A 14,186-nucleotide genomic window follows, 5' to 3' on the forward strand; every position below is an offset into this window, starting at 1 on the left:
CGGGCGCCCGCCCCCCCCGCCGCGGGCGGGCGCCGCGCGGGCGGGGGGGCGCGGGCGCGGGGCCGCGACCTCCACCCCCCGGGCCCCCCGCCCTGCTCCGTGTTCCCCGCTCCGTACGGAACGCTCCGGAACCCGCGGCCGGCCCTGAACGGGTCTAGAAGCCGTGCCGCGCCGGTTCGCGCCGTACCGTCGTCCAGCGCAGTTCCGTGAACGCCTCCAGATTGGCCTCGCCGCCGAAGCGCGCGCCCGTTCCCGACGCGGCGATGCCGCCGAAGGGCGCGACCGCCTCGTCGTTGACGGTCTGGTCGTTGATGTGGACGATGCCGGTCGGGATCCGGTCCGCCAGCTCCAGACCGAGCGCGGTGTCCCGGGTGACGATGCCCAGGGAGAGCCCGTACGGGCCCGCCGCCGCCAGCGAGACGGCCTCGTCCAGGCCGGTGAACGGGCGTACGGGCGCCACCGGGCCGAAGACCTCCTCCGTGTAGGCGGGGGTGTGGTCGTCGACGTCGGCGAGGACGGTGGGACGGTAGAAGAGACCGCGGTGGGTGCCGCCCGCGACGACCCGGGCCCCGCGCGCCGCGCTCGCCTCCACCAGGGCGTCGATCTTGGTCAGTTGGGCCGCGTCGATGATCGGGCCGAGGTGGACCTGCTCCCGGTACGGATCCCCCACGGCCAGCGACTCGGCCCTGGCGGCCAGCCGCTCCACGTACTCCTCGTACAGCGAGGCGTGGACGAGATGGCGTCCGGTGGTCATGCAGATCTGGCCCTGGTGGAAGAAGGACCCCCAGGTCGCCTGGGCGACCGCGGCCTCGACATCGGCGTCGGGCAGGACGACGAGCGCGGAGTTCCCGCCGAGTTCGAGATGGGCGCGCTTGAGGGCGCCGCCCGCCGCCCGGCCGACGGCGCGCCCGGCGGCCGTGGAGCCGGTGAACGAGATCACCGGCACGCGCACGTCGGCGACCAGCGCCTGCCCGGTCTCCGCCCCGCCGGGCAGGATGTGCAGCAGCCCCTCCGGCAGTCCGGCCTCCGCGAGGACGGCGGCGAGCGAGAGCCCGCCGCAGACGGCGGTACGCGGGTCCGGCTTGAGCAGCACCGCGTTGCCGAGCGCCAGGGCCGGGGCGACCGAGCGGATGGAGAGGATCAGCGGGGCGTTGAACGGCGCGATGACGCCGACGACCCCGGCCGGGACCCGGCGGGTGTAGGAGAGCCGGGGCTCCTCGCTCGGCAGCATCTGGCCGGTGGGGCGGGAGGCGAGCGCGGCGGCCTCGTAGCACTCCTGCGCGGCGACATGCAGTTCGAAGTCGGCCTTGCCGGGGATGGAGCCGGACTCCCGTACCAGCCAGTCGCGCAGCTCGTCGGCGTGGGCGGCGAACAGGTCGCCCGCGCGCCGCAGCACCCCGGCCCGTACCAGGTGCGGAGTGGCCGACCAGGCCCGCTGCGCCGCCTCGGCGGTCTCCGCGGCGGCCGCGACGTCCTCGGGGGAGGCGAGGGCGACCGTGCCCAGGACGTCGCCGGTCGCGGGCTCCACGACCGCGGACTCACCTCCCGACAGTCCTGCGGGCTGCCAGGTCTTGGGGTCGAGCAGGGTCATGAAGGCTCTCCTGTGGCTCGGATGATCGGGTACGGTACAGCGGATCCGGCGGCCGACGCGACGGGTTCGGCGAACCCGGCGTCCCATCGGATTCCACCGAACTACCCATGCCCTACTGAGAGTTGACGGGGCGTCAGCGTTCGAGGACGAGCGCCAGCCCCTGACCCACCCCGATGCAGAGCGCGGCGAGCCCGGTGCCCGAGCCGGCCGCGGCGAGCTGGTGGGCGACCGATCCGGCGAGCCGGGCCCCGGAGGCCCCCAGCGGATGGCCGAGCGCGAGCGCGCCACCGCGCGGGTTGACGAGGGCCGGGTCCAGCTCCGGCCACTCGGCGAGGCAGCCCAGCGCCTGGGCGGCGAACGCCTCGTTCAGTTCGAAGGTGGTGAGGTCGGCGAAGGTGCGGTCCGCCTTGCCCAGGGCGCGCCGGACGGCCTCGACCGGGCCCAGGCCGAAGAGCTGCGGCTCGATGCCGGTGACCGCCGACGTCCGCATCCGGGCCAGCGGCTCGCGGCCGGTCTCGCGCAGCCCTTCCTCGTCGACCAGGAGCAGGGCGGCGGCGCCGTCGTTGAGGGGCGAGGCGTTCCCCGCGGTCACCGTCCCGGTCCCGTCCGTACGGAAGGACGGCTTCAGTTTGGCCAGCGCCTCCATGGACGTGGTGTCGCGGACGCATTCGTCCCGGGCGAGTTCCACCCCGTCGTACGGGACGACCTCGCCGTCGTACAGTCCGGCGGCCCAGGCGTCGGCCGCCTTGCGGTGGCTGGCGAGCGCGAACGCGTCCTGCCGCTCGCGCCCGATGGCGTGCCGGTCCGCGATCAGTTCGGCGCCCTCACCGAGCGGGACGCTCCACTGCGCGGGCATCCTCGGGTTGGTCATGCGCCAGCCCAGGGTGGTCGAGTGGAGCTGCTGGTGACCGGCCGGGAAGGCGCGCTCCGGCTTCTGGAGCACCCAGGGGGCCCGGGACATGGACTCGACGCCGCCCGCCACGACGACGGAGGCGTCGCCGAGGGCGACCGCGCGGGCGGCCTGGATGACCGCTTCGAGGCCGGAGCCGCAGAGCCGGTTGACGGTCACCCCCGGCACGGAGACGGGGAGTCCGGCGAGCAGGACGGCCATCCGCGCCACGTCCCGGTTGTCCTCCCCCGCCCCGTTGGCGTCGCCGAGGACCACGTCGTCGATGCGCGCCGGGTCGAGGGCGGGCGAGCGGTCCACCAGCGCCCTCACCACATGGGCGGCGAGGTCGTCGGGGCGTACGGAGGCGAGGGCGCCCCCGAATCTGCCGATGGGGGTGCGGACGGCGTCGACGATGTAGACGTCGCGGATGCTCATCGGATCTCCGGCTTCTCTCCCCCGGCGCACACCCGCCACTCCCAAGGGCGTTCGCCTGGTGAACTTTGATTCATCACGGCGGGACCCGACCGAGTCTCTGCCCGGCACCGGGCGCTGTCAACGGCCTCCGGGGCCCGGAAGCGGGTGGCGGGTCAGCCGGAGTCCTCGTCCGGCGGTACGGCGACCACCCGCACCGACAGCCCGTAGTCCAGCTCGTCCCCGTCGATCAGCAGCGCCTCCACGGTGCGGGTCCTGGGGTCGATGTCCGCCTCCATCCCGTCGCCCGCGTACCGCGGATACCCGGAGGCACCGGTCTCGCCCGTCGCCTCGACCACGGCCGAGCGCAGGGCGTTCTCCGGCCAGGGCGGCCCCTCGTGCTCCTCGGTGAACTCGGCGACCAGCAGCAGTTCGAAGCGGCGCGGCACAGTAGTCATACCGCCGACGCTAGCCATCCGGCCGATCCGCCGCATGTCGCCCGCGCGCCCGCCCGGCCCGCGTACGCCACGGGCGGCGGCCCCGTCAGCTCGACTCGCGGTGGACGACCCGAGCCCCCATCAGGTCGTAACGCTCCGGCTCCGCCGCCGGGTCGCGGACGGCGCGGTCGACGAGCTGGGCCAGCCGCGGCCCGGTCGCCAGATCGACCCGGACCGTGGAGAGCCGGGGCCGCAGCAGCCGCCCCAGCAGCAGGTCGTCGGCGCCGACCACCGCGGTCTGCGCCGGTACGCCGATCCCCTCGTCCTGGAGCGCCCGCATCAGGAGCATCGCGTACTCGTCGTTGTACGCGAAGACCGCGTCGAGGCCGAGACCGCGCCAGCGGGCGGCGAGCGCGGCGGCAGCCTCCTCCGTATAGGCCAGGGGCAGCGGGGTGACCCGGGCGCCGGCTCCCGGGGCCGTGGCGGCGGCGCGGGCACCCGCCAGGCGCGGGGCCGCGTACAGCTCCAGGCCCGGTTCCCCGGGCATCACCACCCCGATCGAGCGGCGCCCGCGCGCCACGAGATGGCCGACCGCCCGGCCGCCGATCGTCCGCTGGTCCATGACCAGGGCGTGCGCCCCCTCGATCCGCCGCGAGCCGAGGGTGACCACGGCCCTGGTCCCGGAGCGCCTGAGCAGCTCCACGGCCTCCGGGGTGAGGGGCGTCTCGCCGAGCGAGACCACCGCGACGGGCCGCAGTTCGGCCCAGGCGCGGGCCGCGCCGGCCGCGTCCAGACCGAGGCCGCCGTACTGCACCACCGTGTAGCCGAGCAGGCGCAGCGCCCGCTGGAACTCGTCGAGGATCCGGCTGTAGAGCGGGCCCACGGGGACATGACCGGTGGGCAGCAGCACCATCCGGGTGTGCCCGGCGCGCAGGCTGCGGGCGGCGGCGTGCGGCACGTACCCGAGCCGCTCGGCCGCCTCCCGTACCCGCAGCCGGGTGGGCTCGCTGATCCGTACGGCGGTGATGCCGTTGAGCACGTACGAGACGGTGGCCCGGGACACCCCCGCCAGCCGGGCCACATCGGAACTGGTCGGCAGGGAGGCGGCGGACGGGGCGTCGGCGGGCAGGGAACCGGCCGGTAAGGCGGCGCGGTCGGCGGAGTGCTCGGTGGGCTGGCTCATCGCACCCGGCATCCTGCCAGAACGGCCCCCGGCGGCGCACCCGGTGGACGGATCCGGGCCGCTTCGGCCGACCCGCCCGGCGGTCGCGGACGGCCACGTTCTACCGTCTACGGATGATCGATTCCTCACCCGGTTCCACCGGTTCCTCCGCCTCACCCGACTCCCCCGGCCGCAGCGGGCCCGGCGCCACCGCCGAGGCCGACCCGCGCGCCGTCGGGCCGGTCCGCACCTCCTACGCGCCCGAGCACGACGGCGACCCCGACCCCGGCGAGATCGTCTGGACGTGGGTGCCGTTCGAGGAGAACGACGGGCGCGGCAAGGACCGTCCCGTCCTGGTGGTGGCGCGTGAGGCGGCGGGTTCGCTGCTCGCCGTACAGCTCTCCAGCAAGCGCCACGACCGGGACCGCGAGTGGGTGCCGATCGGGGTCGGGCCCTGGGACCGCGAGGAGCGTGAGTCGTGGGTGGACGTGGACCGGGTGCTCCGGGTCCACGACGCGGGGATGCGGCGCGAGGCGTGCGCCCTGGACCGGGGGCGGTTCAACCTGGTCGTGAACAGGCTGAAGGAGCTGTACGGCTGGAAGTGAGCCCCGGCCCTCCCGCCTCCCCCGGGGCCCGGGGGAGGCGGGGGCCTACCCGCCCAGGACCCGCCGGAACGCGCCCAGGGTGGTGGCGTCCGGCGTCCGGTCCAGCACCGCGAAGACCGTCTCGTCGAAGGCCCCGGCGAACCGGCCCGCCCCCGTGAGCAGCGCCCGGAAGGCGTCCGCGACCGCCGCCGGGTCGTTGCGGAACACCCCGCACCCCCAGGCGCCCAGCACCAGCCGCCGGTAGCCGCCCGCCACGGCCGTCTCCAGGACCCGTTCCGCGCGGGCGGCCAGGGCGGCCGGGATCCGCTGGACGTCCTCGGGGGCGCGCCGCGCGATCACCCCCGCGTTCGGCGCGGGCGAGGTGAGGAAGCCCACCCGGTACGGCGTGCCGAGCAGCCGTCCCCGGTCGTCGCGGAAGACCGGTACCCCCGGCGAGTGGATCACCCGGTCGGTGTAGAACGGGTCCCGGTCGGCGCGGTGGTGGGCGTAGAACTCCGGCACCGCGCGCAGGGTGGTGTAGAGCGCGGAGGCCCGGCACAGCGCCTCCTCCTGCGCCTGCGCGCCGTTCAGATAACCGCCGCCCGGGTTCCGCGCGGACGCGAAGTTCAGTACGGCCACGGGCGCGCCCGGAGCGGCCGCCGTCAGCCGGCGCGCCGCCTCCGTACTGCTCTCCCCGGTGACCGTGACGGCCACCGCGGCGGACCGGTCCGTACGGCCGGAGGGAGCCGGCTCCGCGGGCGGACCCGCCGGGCCGACCGGCCCGGGGCCGTACATCCTCGTGCCCGCCACCGCCGTGTCCACCGCCGTGCTCAGCACCACCTCACGGCCGTCCGGAGCACGGTAGACGCCCGTTCGGACGATCTCCTCGGTTTCCTTCGCGATGCCCCTCAGCCGTGCGCTCATGCGGAAATCCTGCGTGAACGATCAGCCTCGGGGCAATCGCATTTCTGACGAAAAAGTGACCGCGCGGGCACTCTTGTGCGAAGCGGCGAGAGTGGCTTTAGGTTGGACGAAGCGCTCGCCCCGAACCCGGGGCGGAGTACGGTCACGCGGTCTTCGACAGGAGGATCCGCACATGCCACCCGACAGTTTCAGCGACGAGGGATCACCACTCGGCGAGAACGAGGCCGAGGAACTGCTGCGCGGCATCTGTTTCAAAACAGGCCCGCCCCGCACCGTGGGTGTCGAACTCGAATGGCTCGTCCACGATCTGCGTACCCCCGAAATCCCCGTCCCGGCCCGCCGCCTCCGAGAGGCGTTCGAGGGGCTGCGGGCCCTGCGCCTGCGATCGGCACTCACCTTCGAACCCGGCGGACAGGTGGAGCTCAGCTCCGCACCCGCCGCCTCCCTGACGGAGTGCGTCGCCACCACCACCGCCGACCTGGACGCCGTGCGCCCCGTGCTGCGCGCGGCGGGACTCACGCTCACGGGTCTGGGCCAGGATCCCTGGAACGCGCCGGAGCGGATGCTCCGGGAGCCCCGCTACGACGCCATGGAGACCTATCTCGACCGGATCGGTCCGGCCGGGCGCGCCATGATGCGGTCGACCGCCTCCATCCAGGTCTGTCTGGACGCCGGCCACGAGGAGCCGGGGCCGCTCGGCCACGGTCGGCGCTGGCAGCTCGCCCACCTGCTGGGCGCGGTGCTCGTCGCCGCCTTCGCGAACTCCCCGATGAGCGAAGGCCGGGAGACGGGCTGGCGCTCCACCCGGCAGGCGATGTGGACCCGGCTCGACCCGCCCCGCACGGCCGCGCCGTCCCCGGCGCTGCCCCCGCGCGACGCCTGGGCCGCGTACGCGCTGGACGTGCCGGTGATGTGCGTCCGGGCGGCCGAGGGGCCCTGGGCCGTTCCCGAGGGGCTGACCTTCCGGGAGTGGATCCGCTCCGGGCTGCCCCGCCCGCCGGTCCGCGCCGACCTCGACTACCACCTCACGACGCTCTTCCCGCCGGTCAGACCGCGCGGCCATCTCGAACTGCGGATGATCGACGCGCAGCCGGGCGAGGACGGCTGGCTGGTGCCGCTCGCCGTCACCACCGCGCTGTTCGACGACCCCGAGGCCGCCGAGACGGTGTACCGCACGGTCAAGCCGCTCGCCGAGACGGCGGGCCCGCTGCCCGCGCCGGGCAATCCCCTCTGGGTCAACGCAGCCCGGTACGGACTGGCCGACCCGGAGCTGCACGCGGCGGCGATCGCCGCCTTCGCCGTCGCCGGGGAAGCGCTGCCGCGTATCGGCGCGACGCCCCACGTACAGGAAGCGGTCGCGCGCTTCGTCGACCGTTACGTCCTGCCGGGCCGGTGCCCGGCGGACGATCTGCGCGCGCCCGTGTCAGGGAAGGACCTCCGCACATGACCGACCTCGCAGGACCGACCACCGAGGAGCAGCTCAAGCGGCGTGCCGTCGACTCGCTGACGGCGGCCCGCGCCCGCACCGCCCTGCTGACCTCGTGCGTGGAGGACCACGACCTCACCGCCCAGCACTCGCCGCTGATGTCCCCGCTGGTCTGGGACCTCGCGCACATCGGCAACCAGGAGGAGCAGTGGCTCCTGCGGACCGTCGGGGGCCGCGCGGCCGTACGCCCCGAGATCGACTCCGTCTACGACGCGTTCGAGCACCCCAGGGCCGCCCGGCCCACCCTGCCGCTGCTGCCGCCGCCCGAGGCACGGGCGTACGCCGCCGATGTACGGAGCCGGGTCCTGGACGTCATCGAGCGCACCCCGCTGCACGGCGGCCCCCTGCTGGACGCGGGGTTCGCCTTCGGGATGATCGCGCAGCACGAGCAGCAGCACGACGAGACCATGCTCATCACCCACCAGTTGCGGAAGGGGCCGACCGCCCTCACCGCTCCCCCGCCGCCCGCCGGGGACACGACGGGGCTGCCCGCCGAAGTCCTCGTGCCCGGCGGCCCGTTCACCATGGGGACGTCCACGGAGCCGTGGGCGCTGGACAACGAGCGCCCCGCCCATCAACGGCTCGTCCCGGCGTTCTGGATCGACACCGTCCCGGTGACCAACGGCGACTACCAGCGGTTCATCGAGGACGGCGGCTACACCGAGGAGCGCTGGTGGGCGCCCGCGGGATGGGCGCAGATCCGGGAACACTCCATCGGCGCCCCGCTGTTCTGGCGGCGCGAGGGCGGGCAGTGGCTGCGCCGCCGGTTCTCGGCGCTGGAGCCGGTCCCCGCCGACGAGCTGGTGCTCCATGTGAGCTGGTACGAGGCCGACGCGTACGCCCGCTGGGCGGGCCGCCGGCTGCCGAGCGAGGAGGAGTGGGAGAAGGCCGCGCGCCACGACCCCGTCTCGGGACGGTCGCTGCGCCACCCCTGGGGCGACGGCGAGCCCACCGAACTCCACGCCAACCTCGGTCAGCGCCATCTCCAGCCGGCCCCGGCGGGCAGCTATCCGGCGGGCGCGTCGCCGCTCGGGGTACGGCAGTTGATCGGGGACGTGTGGGAGTGGACGTCGAGCGACTTCCTGCCCTACCCCGGCTTCGCCGCCTTCCCCTACCGGGAGTACTCGGAGGTCTTCTTCGGCAGCGCGCACAAGGTCCTGCGGGGCGGGTCGTTCGCGGTGGACCCGGTGGCCTGCCGGGGCACCTTCCGCAACTGGGACCTGCCGGTGCGCCGGCAGATCTTCTCGGGGTTCCGTACGGCGCGCACCGCGGCGCCCGCCGGTCCCGCCGGGGCTGCCTGATGTGCCGTCACCTGGCGGCCCTGGGACCGCCGATGACGCTCGGCGCGGTGCTCGTCGAGCCGCCGCACGCGCTGTACCGGCAGTCCTGGGCGCCGCGCAGGCAGCGCCACGGGACGGTCAACGCCGACGGTTTCGGCGTCGGCTGGTACGCCGAGGGCGACCCGGTGCCCGCGCGCTACCGCCGCGCGGGCCCCGTCTGGGGCGACCTGGGCTTCGCCGATCTGGCCCGGGTGATCCGTACCGGCGCGCTGCTCGCCGCCGTACGGGACGCCACCCTGCCCGGCGCCGACGGGGAGGCCGCGGCGGCGCCCTTCGCCGACGGGCCCTGGCTGTTCAGCCACAACGGCTCGGTGAGCGGCTGGCCCGGTTCGCTCGCGGGGCCGGCCGCGGCGCTCCCCGCCGAGGAGCTGCTCTCGCTGGCGGCGCGCACCGACTCGGCGCTGGTGTGGGCGCTGGTGCTGCACCGGCTGCGGGCGGGCGACGACCTCGGTCAGGCGCTGGCCGACACGGTCGTCGAGGTGGCGGAGGCGGCGCCGGGGTCCCGGCTCAACCTGCTGCTCACCGACGGTGCCCGGATAGCGGCGACGGCCTGGGGGGACACCCTGTGGTACCGCGCCGGATCCGGAGCCGAGGCCACCCTGGTGGCCTCGGAGCCGTACGACGACGACCCGCGCTGGTGCGAGGTCCCCGACCGCACCCTGCTCGTGGCGAGCCGTCGCGATGTTCTGCTCTCCCCTCTCAAGGAGCTTCCCGCGTGAGCCCGTTCCTGCTGACCCGCACGCTCCCCGAGGACGCCACCGACGCCGCGCTGCGCGCCGATGTGCTCCACGGGCTGACCCGTACGCCCAAGACACTGCCGCCCAAGTGGTTCTACGACGCCCGGGGCAGTGAGCTGTTCGAGGAGATCACCGCACTGCCCGAGTACTATCCGACCCGCGCCGAGCGGGAGATCCTGCACGCCCGCGCGCCCGAGATCGCGGCGGCGACGGGCGCGCGCACCCTGATCGAGCTGGGGTCGGGGTCGTCCGAGAAGACCCGTCTGCTGCTGGAGTCGGCGCCGGACCTGACCCATTACGTACCGGTCGACGTCAGCGAGAGCGCGCTGAGCGGGGCCGCCGAGGGGCTGCTCGCCGACCATCCGGGGCTCGATGTGCACGCGATCGTCGCCGACTTCACCGGCGGGCTGTCGCTGCCGGGCAGCCCGGGGCCCCGGCTGGTCGCGTTCCTCGGCGGCACGATCGGCAACCTGCTGCCCGCCGAGCGTGCCGCGTTCCTCGCCTCGGTCCGCGGACTGCTGGCCCCCGGGGACGGGCTGCTGCTCGGCACGGACCTGGTCAAGGAGGAGTCCGTCCTGGTCAGGGCGTACGACGACGCGTCCGGGGTGACGGCCGCGTTCAACAAGAACGTGCTGACGGTCGTCAACCGTGAACTGGGCGCCGACTTCCCGCAGGACGCCTTCGACCACGTGGCGCTCTGGGACGCGGAGAACGAGTGGATCGAGATGCGGCTGCGGGCCCGTACCGCGCTGACCGTGAAGATCCCGGAACTGGATCTGGTGGTGCACTTCGCCGCGGGTGAGGAGATGCGTACGGAGGTGTCGGCCAAGTTCCGTCAGGACCGGGTGAGGTCCGAACTGGCCGCCGCGGGCATGGAGCTGGCGCACTGGTGGACCGACGCGGCGGGCCGGTTCGCGCTCTCGCTCGCGACGGCCGTCTGACGCGGGACGGTCCCCGTGCACGGCGCGGCGCCCCCACGGGCGCCGTCGCCGTGTGCGAGAGGCCCGTACACGAGGGCGCCGCGGGTGATCGCGCGGTGTGCCGTACGGGCCAGCGCGCGCCGGTCGGTGCCCGGTCCGGACGGGATCGGCGGCAGGAGGGTGATCTCCGCGGTGAGCCCGCCGGCCGACACGACCCGCCACAGCGACGCGGGCAGCGTGTCGTCCCCGACGAAGGCGGGCGCCCCCGAGGGCGTCCCGTCCGGCGCGCGGTAGGTGATCCGTACGGGCCGGACGGGGGCGCCCGCGTCCACGGCCGCCTGGAAGACCGCCGAGGTGAACCGGCCCTGCTCCCGGCCGCACCAGGTGCACGCCTCGGGGAAGGCGATCACCCGTGAGCCCTCCCCGAGGGCGCCGGAGAGGGTCCGTACGGCACCGGGCAGCGCGCGCAGCCGCTCGCGCTCCACGAAGAGCGTGCCGCCCCGGGCGGCCAGCGCGCCCAGCAGCGGCCAGCGCCGGATCTCGCTCTTGGCCAGCATCCGCCCGGGAAAGACGGTGGCGAGGAGCGGGATGTCCAGCCAGGAGATGTGGTTGGCGACGACGAGCACCCCGGCGCCGCGCGGGGCCACCGCGTCCGTGGACGCGTACTCCTGCGCGCCGCGCACGGTGATCCGCAGGCCGAAGGCGCGCAGGACGGCACGGGACCAGCTCCGGGTGAGCCGGTCGCGTACCGCCGCGCGCAACGGGGCGAGGAGCGGCGCCAGCAGCGCGCCGCACAGGACGAGTGGGATCCCCACGAGCAGCCGGACCGCGCCGGCCGCGGGACCGGTCGCCGGGCCCCGGTGGTGCGAGCAGTCGCGCGGGGTGCAGGGCGCGGTGGGCAGCCAGGCGCTCATGCGACGGGGGCCGGCGCGAGCGAGAGGAAGTGCCGCAGGTAGCGCGGGTTGGTGCGGCGCATCGAGAGCAGGACGTACAGGTCGGCGACGCCGAACTCGGGGTCGTGGGCGGGCGCGCCGCACACCCAGGCGCCGAGCCGCAGATAGCCGCGGAGCAGGGGCGGCAGCTCGGCGGGGGCGGCGGCCACCGCGGCGGGCTCCGGGGTCCACAGCCGGTGCGGGGTGACCCAGTACTCCTCGGGCGCGAGGTGCTTGTCCTTGACGCGGTTCCAGGTGGAGGCGGCCAGCGCCCCGCCGTCCGCGAGGGGCACCGAGCAGCAGCCCGCCAGCCAGTTGTGTCCGGTGGTGGACATGTAGCGGGCGAGTCCGGCCCAGATCAGAGCGATGACGCCGCCGGTGCGGTGCAGGGGGTGGACGCAGGAGCGGCCCACCTCGACCAGGTCGTGGCGGATCGGGGCGAGCCGGGCGAGGTCGAACTCGCTGTCGGAGTAGACGCGTCCGGCGGCCCTGGCGCGCTCGGGCGGCAGCAGCCGGTACGTGCCGACGACCTCGCCGGTGGTCTCCTCGCGGACCAGCAGATGGTCGCAGTACGCGTCGAACGCGTCGGTGTCGAGACCGGGCTCGGGCCCGTCGAGCCGGGCGCCCATCTCCCCGGCGAAGACGAGGTGGCGCAGACGCTGGGCGGCCCGTACGTCCTCCTGGGTGCGGGCGAGCTGGACGAGGTAGCGCGGCTCGGCCCCGGCGGCCGGGGCCGGGGTGGGGAGCGGGGCGGCGGGCGGCGCGAGCACGGGGACGGTGGCGGGAGCGGGAGCGGGCATGGCGGACTCCTGTGCCGTTGGGAGAGCGGGCCGCCGGGTCCGTCGCGGGCGCGTGGACCCGGCACCTCGTTTCTTCCGTGACCGGCTGGATTTGACATGACCACACGGCGGAGTGCGGATGTGAGGCGGCTGAATGCCGGACCACACGGCACGGCCGGAGCCTCCCCACCGCCGCGAGCCTCCCCACCGTCCGGGGCCGATCCGCCGCCCGGGGCCTCCCACCGCCCGGAGCCTCCCCACCGCCCGGGGCCGATCCGCCGGGAGACACCCGACGCCGGCTCACCTCGGAGGGGCGCTCATCTGCCGGCGACGTACGAGTTCGTCGCGGAAGCGGTCCACTCCCGTGTGTGGGAGCAGTCGGGATCAGGGTTCCGCGTCAGGGCGATCACGTCGTCGAGCCGGTCGCGCACGGCGAGCAGATCCGTGATCCGCTCGTCTATGCGGATCCGCTCCTCCTCCAGTTGGCCCAGGAGCGTCGGGGGCGCCTGACCCGTGTCCACGCAGGGCAGCACCTCGCGGACCACCCGGCTCGGCAGGCCCGCGGCGTACATCTGCTGGATGAGCCGGACCCGGGCGACGGCGCTCTCGGGGTAGTGCCGCTGGCCGCCGGGGCTGCGGTGCGACTGGAGCAGATCCTGTTCCTCGTAGTAGCGCAGCGCCCGGACGCTCACTCCCGCCCGGTCGGCGACCTCTCCGATACGCACCGGTCCTCCTCACTCCGGGCGGCCCGCGCGACGGCGGCGCCGCCCGGCTCGCACCCGACGCCGGCTCGCACTCGACGCCCGGCTCGCACCCGACGCCGACCCGCACCCGATGCCGACTTGCACCTGACGCCAACGTCAGCTTTTAGCGTAGGGGACGTCGGCGTCCGCCGGGCATTCACCCCACGGACCTCACGAACGGCCTGTTCAGGCCGTGTGGAAAGGCAGAACCTCATGCGCGCAGTCCGCTATCACGAGTACGGCGGTGTGGAGACCCTGGTGGTCGAGGAGGCGCCGGAGCCGCGTCCCGGGCCCGGCGAGATCCGCATCCGCGTCACGGCGGCCGGCGTCAACCCCGTCGACTGGAAGGTCCGTTCCGGCGCGGCACGCGAGATCCTGCCCGTGGATCTTCCCGCGATTCCCGGGCGGGACGCCGTCGGCGTGGTCGACGAGACCGGCGAGGGCGTGCGGGGGGTGAGCGTCGGCGACCGGGTCTTCGGGCTGGGCGGCGTCACCGGCGCGACCGCGGAGCTGGCCGTGCTCTCGGCCTGGGCCCACGCGCCCGCCGAGTGGAGCGACGAGGAGGCCGCGGGCGCCGCTCTGGCGTCCGTGACCGCGCTGGGCGGGCTGAGGGCGCTCGGTCCCCTGCGGGGGCGCACCCTTCTCGTCGAGGGCGCCGCCGGAGGCGTGGGCGGCGCCGCGGTGGAGATCGCGGTGGCCGGGGGCGCCACCGTGATCGGGACGGCCAGCGAGCGCAACCACGCGTTCCTGACCTCCCTCGGGGCCGTCCCCACCACCTACGGCAGCGGTCTCGCGGAGCGCGTCGCCGCCCTGGCCCCGGGCGGTGTCGACCTCGCGCTCGACACCGCGGCCTCCGGGTCCCTGGCCGATCTCGTCGCGATCGTGGGCGACCCCGCTCGCGTGGCGACCGTCGCCGACCACGCCAACGCGCACCGCCTGGGCGTCCATCTGGCCAACGCGGAGAACGACCCGGCGCTCCTCGCCGAGGCGGCCGAACTGGGCCGGCAGGGCCGCTACACACCGCGCGTCGAGCGGACCTACCCGCTCGAACAGCTCGCGCGGGCGCACACGTACGGCGAGCTCGGACACACCCGGGGGAAGATCGTGGTCCGCGTCTGAGCCGGGCCTGTCCCACCGCTCGGCGCCGCCCCCCGCCCCGCCCGCGCGCGGCCCCCGCCCCCCCGACCGTCCCCCCCCCCCGGTGTTGACATAACGCCCGCCCGGCCGGGCCCCCGGCCGCGGGGTCGGTGT

The 14,186-nt window shown here is 75.2% G+C and carries 14 protein-coding genes; 6 read left to right on the forward strand and 8 right to left on the reverse strand.

Annotation, left to right across the window (positions count from 1 at the left end; translation table 11 throughout):
* Positions 1-154: 154 nt before the first annotated feature.
* From ACFXPK_RS16405 to ACFXPK_RS16420, 4 genes are all read right to left on the reverse strand, one after another.
* Positions 155-1,591: a benzaldehyde dehydrogenase gene (locus ACFXPK_RS16405; RefSeq protein WP_385075841.1), complete on the reverse strand. Its 1,437-nt coding sequence runs from the start codon at positions 1,589-1,591 to the stop codon at positions 155-157.
* Positions 1,592-1,724: 133 nt separating this feature from the next.
* The gene (locus ACFXPK_RS16410; RefSeq protein ID WP_385075844.1) at positions 1,725-2,915 is read right to left on the reverse strand and encodes a thiolase family protein; all 1,191 of its coding nucleotides are present in this window, start codon (positions 2,913-2,915) and stop codon (positions 1,725-1,727) included.
* 152 nt (positions 2,916-3,067) lie between these two features.
* Positions 3,068-3,349: a hypothetical protein gene (locus tag ACFXPK_RS16415; protein WP_385004977.1), complete on the reverse strand. Its 282-nt coding sequence runs from the start codon at positions 3,347-3,349 to the stop codon at positions 3,068-3,070.
* A gap of 85 nt (positions 3,350-3,434) precedes the next feature.
* Positions 3,435-4,511, reverse strand: a complete 1,077-nt coding sequence (locus ACFXPK_RS16420) for a LacI family DNA-binding transcriptional regulator (protein ID WP_385004975.1) — start codon at positions 4,509-4,511, stop codon at positions 3,435-3,437.
* A 113-nt stretch (positions 4,512-4,624) separates the two neighbouring features.
* Here ACFXPK_RS16420 and ACFXPK_RS16425 point away from each other — a divergent pair, with 113 nt between their 5' ends.
* The gene (locus ACFXPK_RS16425; RefSeq protein ID WP_385004973.1) at positions 4,625-5,095 is read left to right on the forward strand and encodes a type II toxin-antitoxin system PemK/MazF family toxin; all 471 of its coding nucleotides are present in this window, start codon (positions 4,625-4,627) and stop codon (positions 5,093-5,095) included.
* Positions 5,096-5,140: 45 nt separating this feature from the next.
* On the opposite strand, the gene ACFXPK_RS16430 is transcribed toward ACFXPK_RS16425, so the two are convergent.
* On the reverse strand, positions 5,141-5,998 hold the full coding sequence (locus ACFXPK_RS16430; RefSeq protein WP_385075849.1) for a TIGR02452 family protein: 858 nt from the start codon (positions 5,996-5,998) through the stop codon (positions 5,141-5,143).
* A 172-nt stretch (positions 5,999-6,170) separates the two neighbouring features.
* Between ACFXPK_RS16430 and egtA the strand changes: the two genes are divergently transcribed.
* Genes egtA through egtD form a run of 4 tightly spaced genes read left to right on the forward strand, consistent with a single transcriptional unit; the run spans position 6,171 to position 10,502 of the window.
* Positions 6,171-7,445, forward strand: a complete 1,275-nt coding sequence (egtA, locus tag ACFXPK_RS16435) for an ergothioneine biosynthesis glutamate--cysteine ligase EgtA (RefSeq protein WP_385075852.1) — start codon at positions 6,171-6,173, stop codon at positions 7,443-7,445.
* A complete protein-coding gene (egtB, locus tag ACFXPK_RS16440) occupies positions 7,442-8,785 on the forward strand; it encodes an ergothioneine biosynthesis protein EgtB (RefSeq protein ID WP_385075855.1) in 1,344 nt (447 codons plus the stop codon). Before egtA ends, egtB begins: the two co-directional genes overlap by 4 nt.
* The gene (gene egtC, locus ACFXPK_RS16445) at positions 8,785-9,543 is read left to right on the forward strand and encodes an ergothioneine biosynthesis protein EgtC (RefSeq protein WP_385004965.1); all 759 of its coding nucleotides are present in this window, start codon (positions 8,785-8,787) and stop codon (positions 9,541-9,543) included. Before egtB ends, egtC begins: the two co-directional genes overlap by 1 nt.
* The gene (egtD, locus tag ACFXPK_RS16450) at positions 9,540-10,502 is read left to right on the forward strand and encodes an L-histidine N(alpha)-methyltransferase (protein ID WP_385004963.1); all 963 of its coding nucleotides are present in this window, start codon (positions 9,540-9,542) and stop codon (positions 10,500-10,502) included. Before egtC ends, egtD begins: the two co-directional genes overlap by 4 nt.
* Here the strand turns inward: egtD and ACFXPK_RS16455 are convergent.
* The 3 genes from ACFXPK_RS16455 to ACFXPK_RS16465 form a co-directional block, all read right to left on the reverse strand.
* Complete coding sequence (locus ACFXPK_RS16455; RefSeq protein ID WP_385075859.1) at positions 10,397-11,395, reverse strand: lysophospholipid acyltransferase family protein; 999 nt, start codon at positions 11,393-11,395, stop codon at positions 10,397-10,399. The two genes, egtD and ACFXPK_RS16455, sit on opposite strands and share 106 nt — an antisense overlap.
* A complete protein-coding gene (locus ACFXPK_RS16460; protein WP_385004082.1) occupies positions 11,392-12,213 on the reverse strand; it encodes a GNAT family N-acetyltransferase in 822 nt (273 codons plus the stop codon). Before ACFXPK_RS16460 ends, ACFXPK_RS16455 begins: the two co-directional genes overlap by 4 nt.
* Positions 12,214-12,509: 296 nt before the next feature.
* Positions 12,510-12,917, reverse strand: coding sequence for a MerR family transcriptional regulator (locus ACFXPK_RS16465; protein ID WP_385075862.1), 408 nt, complete (start codon positions 12,915-12,917; stop codon positions 12,510-12,512).
* 231 nt (positions 12,918-13,148) lie between these two features.
* Between ACFXPK_RS16465 and ACFXPK_RS16470 the strand changes: the two genes are divergently transcribed.
* Entirely contained in the window at positions 13,149-14,054 is a 906-nt protein-coding gene (locus ACFXPK_RS16470) for an NADP-dependent oxidoreductase (RefSeq protein WP_385004086.1), read from the forward strand.
* Positions 14,055-14,186 lie beyond the last annotated feature (132 nt).

Origin of the sequence: Streptomyces sp. NPDC059142, assembly GCF_042755665.1 — a bacterium.
Lineage (GTDB): Bacteria > Actinomycetota > Actinomycetes > Streptomycetales > Streptomycetaceae > Streptomyces.